Below are 5,258 nucleotides of genomic sequence, written 5' to 3' on the forward strand. Positions count from 1 at the left end.
ATGGTTATCTCCTCCTAAGACTCTTGTGTTTGGATTTCTTAAGCTCCATTGTAAGAGTCACAGGGCATCGTTACATACAAAACCAAGTTATTCCTACCCTTATACTTTGAATTTGAAGTTTTCAACCGTTCCGGAATTTATAATTTGAAGGTGCTATCCGGAATCTGAATCAAGAGGCTTGCTCTGCCTGGATTTTTTCAAATGACGAAAGGAGTTCATTTTATGGACCAAATTGACCTGCGTATTTTAGATATTCTGCAAAAGGATGCGCGGATCTCCATTTCCGAGCTGGGCCGGATGATCAACATGTCCGGTCCGGCCGTGACCGAGCGGATCCGCAAGCTGGAGGATAAAGGCGTCATAGCATCCTACCGTGCGGTGCTGTCTCCTGATAAAATAGGCAAACCGATCACGGCGTTTATTCTCGTGCAGGCCGATCACTGCAACGCATTGACCGAATTTTGCTCCCAGTCTCCCGACGTGCTTGAGCTGCATCAAATCAGCGGTCAATATAATTTTATCCTGAAGGTGGTTGCGGCTTCGATGCAATCGCTGGAGGAGTTCCGGATGGCCTGCAGCAAGTACGGCTTCACGCAGACGATCACCGTGCTGTCAACGACGTTTGATTCCAGAGCTTTTGCGCTGGACGAACCATAAGCAACCGCAAGAAACTTATGCACCGCTAGTACGGCGTTTCGTTGAATTGATAATTGGGGGGATGACAGGACATGAAGCATGATGGAAACAAGCCTGTGCCATTTTTCGAGCTTGTAACCCAAAATACGGGCAATGGATTGAAGCAGCACGACTTGTCCGGTTTGATCTGGCACGATGAAGAAATGACGTTTGATTCGATGTATGAAGCCCAAGTATGGGCCTTGGACGAACCCTATAACAAACTCGGCTGGGAGTATGACGGGTACCGGACGGCCGATCCGAAGATCGCCGGCGCCCTGGTATGGGAGCTGATGAAAGCGAAGACCGTGGGTGACGGCAGGCGTGAGGTGTTTGCCGACGAGCAGCACGTCGATAAAACAACCATCTATCGGGTATGGGTCAAATGGACCCGCCCCGAGCCCGGGGCGTTACATTCGGATTAAAGCGTTCTTTGCAGCTTAACCTCAAATTCCGGTCTCGTGATGTACTCCACATAATGGATTTTACCGGTAAAGTCCAGGTAAGCCTGATAGCGGAGCCGGATGGCCGGCGCGGTTACGAGGTCGAGCACCTGACTTTTCGGCACCCAGCGGCTGTCTGAAGTCTCTTCGGATGTGCACAGCTCCCCTCCCGTCGGCGTACATACAAAGTCCAGCATCAGCTTGGTCGGAACCGGGGTTTGTCCGTCATGCCACAGGTAGCTGCCCGTATTGGAATAGATCCCGATCAGATGCGACACTTCGGTGTCGATGCCGCTCTCTTCCTTGATTTCTCTGGTCAGGGCATCCATCAGGTTCTCACCATTCTCCACCTGGCCGCCGGGAAAAACCCATCCGCCGTGCCGTGTCTTGACCAGGAGGATATCCCCGCGGCCGTTTTCAACAAAGCCACCGACGGCTCCGATATGCGTAGGCATCATCATGCAATCAACCTCCAAGTAAATGATTATGTTTCAGCAAAAAACAAGGCTGCCGGGCAGGCCCGGCAGCCGCTTCCCTATCGAAGTGCTTTACACTTCGTCCCAGATCCGCTTGAGGTTTTCAAGGCCAAGCTTCGTGCCTTCCCGGCACTCCTCCATGCCCTCGAACTCCAGCGTAATGTAGCCTTCGTAGCCGGATTCCTTGATCAAACGGAGCACCCGCCGAACATCGATATCGCCCTGCCCGAAGATAGCTCCCCGCAAATAGTTGCCGTGTGAGGTAAGAAACCAGGCGCCGCCTCCCGGATTTTGGTCCGCCGGACGGATATAGAAATCCTTTACGTGCACAAGCGATGCATAAGGGAGATTCCGCTTAACGCCGACAAGCGGCTGCTCATCGACGCAGAGGAAGTTGCCGATATCGAGCGTCGTTTTGAAATTGGGACGGTCAACAGCTTGAAGCACACGCTGAACACGGTCACTAGCCTGAACGCTCATGCCATGATTCTCGACGGTGGTCGTGATGCCGAACCCCGCCGCATAATCGGCGATCCGCCGGCAGCCTTCGACGATCTGGTCCAGGTTGGCTTCGAGATAATCGATGCCCCGCTTCTCCGGCGGCAGCGTAAATGCTGTCACGTCATGACGCATATGCTTCATGCCCAATCGGTGAACGGTGTCTACATGCCGCTTGATGCGTTCTATTTCCTCTTCAAAGGCTTCCGGCGTATCCTGCACGAAGTTGGCCGGCATCGAATAATTAGACAGCTCGATCCCTTTGGCAGCAGCCCGCTCACGAACCGCATCGGCCAGCTCCGGCTGATCCTCCAGCGTAAATCCGTACGGTACGATCTCCATATGTTCCCCGCCCTGCTCCGCAATCCAGTCGATGACGTCCAGTACGGTCATCTCTCCCGCCTTAATCGCTTGCAAAAGGCTGTATGTACTTACTCCAGGCTTCATTCGCGCAATCCCTCCAGTCTGTTGTTAAATTTCTTCTGTCAGTTCCAGTTCGATGACCGTATCCAGTTCATCCGGCAAATCGCCGCCGGCCAGGTGAATAAACGCGCCGCTGTCCGTATCCGAATATTGATCGGCCATCCAAGGCGTTTCCACGTGCAGCTCGCTGCCGTCCGACAGCAGGCGGGCCTTCTTGATCTTCCCCTTCAGTCCCTGGAAGTAGATCGGGCCGATACCGCGGTCAAAAATATGGGCGTACAGCTTATTGCCTTTTTGCGTATACCGCCCCCACTCCGGCTTGGGAAGTGCCGCAATCCCGCAGCCGTAAATGCTGTCCCCGTTCCGGCGCAGCCATTCACCGACAACGGACAAAATGGCCAGGGACTCCTTTGGAATTTCCCCTTTGGCGTCCGGTCCGACGTTCAGGAGCAAATTGCCGTTTTTGCTGACGCATTCCACCAGCGCACGGATGACCTGTCTCGGAGACTTATAGTTTTTGTCCGTCGCATGGTAGCCCCAATGGTCGTTTAGAGTGATACATGCCTCCCATGGAATCGGCTCGCCCAGTTCATTCACGATGCCGCGCGGCGGAATAATCTGTTCAACATCATATCGATTTTTCCGTAGTGGTCAGCAGTTCCCGGACCTGTCCGTGCATATACTCCAAATACCGGTCGAATTGCTCCTCCCGGTTCTTGTACGACTCTTCCGCACGCATCGGGTGCTGGCGGTCGCCGAAGGCAGGATAATCTGAATGGTACCAATCGATCAACGAATAATAGAAACCGACCTGAAGCCCCTCCTCGCGAAACGCATCGACATACTCGCGGATCAGATCTCTTCCAGCCGGCGTATTCGTTGCTTTGTAATCCGTCAGTTCGCTGTCAAACAAGCAGAAGCCGTCGTGATGCTTGGTCGTCAGCACGGCGTAGCGCTGTCCGGCCGCTTTGGCCGCCTTGGCCCATGCACGCGGATCATACAGAGTCGGATTAAACTCCTCAAAATAGGCTTGGTACTGTTCATTCGTGATGCGCTCCTGGCTCCGTACCCATTCGCCTCTGGCCGGAATCGCATACAATCCCCAATGAATAAACAGGCCAAAGCGGTCGTTCATTAATGTTGCCGTTCTTTCAAAACGCGGATTCATGCCCTATTCGCCCTCCAATAGCTGTTTTCTTGACTTGTGCCGCAGCAAAATTCGACAGCGTTGCTTACTGCACTGCCGGACGGCACTCCCTTATTCTTCGTTCCGGCATCGGGTATACCCTTTTATTCAAATTCGCTTTTTTCGCACGATCTCTAATCATCCGGAATGGTTAAAATTTGAAAAATACAAACAAACGTTCTATAATGGATGAAACAAGACGCCTTGAATGAAACCGAATCGATACGGAAAGCGGAGGGAAATCCATGAAACTGCACTTGATCAACAGCACGCGGACGAATAATTTTAATGACCCCGGCATGATGGGAAAAATCCAGGCCATTTGGAACGAAGCCTCGGACAAGGTTGAGCGGCATCGCGACATGATATACGGTATTTATTATGATTATGAAAGTAATTACACGGGAGACTATTCATTAAGCGTCGCAACCGAGAATGTCCCAGGCGATACTTGGATAGAAATCCCGGATGACGCGACGTACGAGGTTTTTACGGTAGACACCGCTGATGAAATGGGAATCGTGAAAACGTGGAGAAGCATCTGGGAGAAAGAAGAAGCAGGGGCGTTACGTCGGGCTTATACCTATGATTATGAGAAATACCACCCCGGCGGAGAAATAGAAATTTACATAGCTGTAAAGTAACCAAACCGCTAAGTAACGAAGTGTAATGAATACTTCATGGTTTATGAAAAAAAGGTCACACCTGGATTCCCAGGCGTGACCTTTTGACATAGGGAGCTTAAGTTGTTCTTCTGTCAGACCCGTCGGTCAGCATCCGCCGTTTGTCCGCGTCCGGATCACGGGTAACCGCGCTGTCTGCACCGAACACCATCGTCCAGCGTTCCTCCGCATCGTACGCAGGCCACGGCAGAGAAGGCGTTGAGGGCTGTCCGCGCTTTGCAAAAGACGTCCAGGCCTCCTGCATGCGTTCCGCCACGCTCCTCATCTCTTCGTTGACCGGCATACCTGCGCCTGCAAGCAAGTCGAGATTGTTAAACACAAACGGAATTTCGGCGGAATGAAAGGCCGTTCCCAGCAGCGGATCGCCCGGCACCATCGCATAATCGTAACGGTACATCCATACCGTCGCATGCGGCATCTGGGCTTCTGCGAACTGAAGGGCCGACCTCCAGAAGAACAGCTCGGTCATCGCCTGACGCTGTCCCTCCACGGTGGCCGGATATGCTTCGATCCAGCTCGCCGCTTCCTTCGATCCGGTTACCGCTGTATACGCCCGGGCGTTTTGTTCCTTGGTCAGCATCGGCATGCCTTCCGGTATAAAAAGCGCCCCCTCATCCCGGTTCGTACCAATGATGATCTCGATGCCGGCTGCAGAACCGGCAGCCACCGCATCCAAGGGCATCACAGGCAGCGACTTCCCGTCGACGACCGGCTGGAACAGCATGACAGCACTTGCTCCCGCCGCCTGTTTTAACTCGTCTGCCGCTCTTAGGATCTCCTCGGCAGGCACTTCTTGCAGCCGCTCCAGCCGATCCTCTGGAATGCCAAGGATATCCAGCAGTCCCTTCGTAAGCAGCCTGCCATGGGAGTCCGA

At 53.2% G+C, this 5,258-nt stretch carries 8 protein-coding genes; 3 read left to right on the forward strand and 5 right to left on the reverse strand.

The window, feature by feature from the left end; all coding sequences use genetic code 11:
* The first annotated feature begins 222 nt into the window (after nt 1-222).
* Both CPT76_RS13715 and CPT76_RS13720 read left to right on the forward strand, forming a co-directional pair.
* Nucleotides 223-657 carry an Lrp/AsnC family transcriptional regulator gene (locus CPT76_RS13715; RefSeq protein ID WP_105443310.1) on the forward strand — a complete coding sequence of 145 codons (435 nt, stop codon included), beginning with the start codon at nt 223-225 and terminating at the stop codon, nt 655-657.
* 71 nt (nt 658-728) lie between these two features.
* A complete protein-coding gene (locus CPT76_RS13720) occupies nt 729-1,100 on the forward strand; it encodes a hypothetical protein (RefSeq protein WP_105443311.1) in 372 nt (123 codons plus the stop codon).
* Here the strand turns inward: CPT76_RS13720 and CPT76_RS13725 are convergent.
* The 4 genes from CPT76_RS13725 to CPT76_RS39625 form a co-directional block, all read right to left on the reverse strand.
* Nucleotides 1,097-1,579 carry an NUDIX hydrolase gene (locus tag CPT76_RS13725; RefSeq protein ID WP_105443312.1) on the reverse strand — a complete coding sequence of 161 codons (483 nt, stop codon included), beginning with the start codon at nt 1,577-1,579 and terminating at the stop codon, nt 1,097-1,099. The genes CPT76_RS13720 and CPT76_RS13725 overlap by 4 nt on opposite strands.
* Nucleotides 1,580-1,666: 87 nt before the next feature.
* On the reverse strand, nt 1,667-2,539 hold the full coding sequence (locus tag CPT76_RS13730) for a sugar phosphate isomerase/epimerase family protein (RefSeq protein WP_105443313.1): 873 nt from the start codon (nt 2,537-2,539) through the stop codon (nt 1,667-1,669).
* A 24-nt stretch (nt 2,540-2,563) separates the two neighbouring features.
* Nucleotides 2,564-3,112, reverse strand: a complete 549-nt coding sequence (locus tag CPT76_RS39620; RefSeq protein WP_258168406.1) for an alpha-L-fucosidase — start codon at nt 3,110-3,112, stop codon at nt 2,564-2,566.
* A 31-nt stretch (nt 3,113-3,143) separates the two neighbouring features.
* Complete coding sequence (locus tag CPT76_RS39625; protein WP_258168407.1) at nt 3,144-3,683, reverse strand: alpha-L-fucosidase; 540 nt, start codon at nt 3,681-3,683, stop codon at nt 3,144-3,146.
* A gap of 263 nt (nt 3,684-3,946) precedes the next feature.
* On the opposite strand from CPT76_RS39625, the gene CPT76_RS13740 reads away from it, so the two are divergent.
* The gene (locus CPT76_RS13740; RefSeq protein WP_105443314.1) at nt 3,947-4,345 is read left to right on the forward strand and encodes a GyrI-like domain-containing protein; all 399 of its coding nucleotides are present in this window, start codon (nt 3,947-3,949) and stop codon (nt 4,343-4,345) included.
* A gap of 97 nt (nt 4,346-4,442) precedes the next feature.
* Here the strand turns inward: CPT76_RS13740 and CPT76_RS37360 are convergent.
* On the reverse strand, nt 4,443-5,258 hold an 816-nt coding region (locus CPT76_RS37360; protein WP_181152836.1), incomplete at its 5' end, for a carboxylesterase family protein.

Origin of the sequence: Paenibacillus sp. AR247, assembly GCF_002968895.1 — a bacterium.
Lineage (GTDB): Bacteria > Bacillota > Bacilli > Paenibacillales > Paenibacillaceae > Paenibacillus_AQ > Paenibacillus_AQ favisporus.

Bases quoted from the DNA above. Each gene is read 5' to 3' on its own strand.
- CPT76_RS39625 (WP_258168407.1), bottom strand. From the start codon at position 3,683: ATGAATCCGCGTTTTGAAAGAACGGCAACATTAATGAACGACCGCTTT.
- CPT76_RS13715 (WP_105443310.1), top strand. From the start codon at position 223: ATGGACCAAATTGACCTGCGTATTTTAGATATTCTGCAAAAGGATGCG.
- CPT76_RS13740 (WP_105443314.1), top strand. From the start codon at position 3,947: ATGAAACTGCACTTGATCAACAGCACGCGGACGAATAATTTTAATGAC.
- CPT76_RS13730 (WP_105443313.1), bottom strand. From the start codon at position 2,539: ATGAAGCCTGGAGTAAGTACATACAGCCTTTTGCAAGCGATTAAGGCG.
- CPT76_RS13725 (WP_105443312.1), bottom strand. From the start codon at position 1,579: ATGATGATGCCTACGCATATCGGAGCCGTCGGTGGCTTTGTTGAAAAC.
- CPT76_RS13720 (WP_105443311.1), top strand. From the start codon at position 729: ATGAAGCATGATGGAAACAAGCCTGTGCCATTTTTCGAGCTTGTAACC.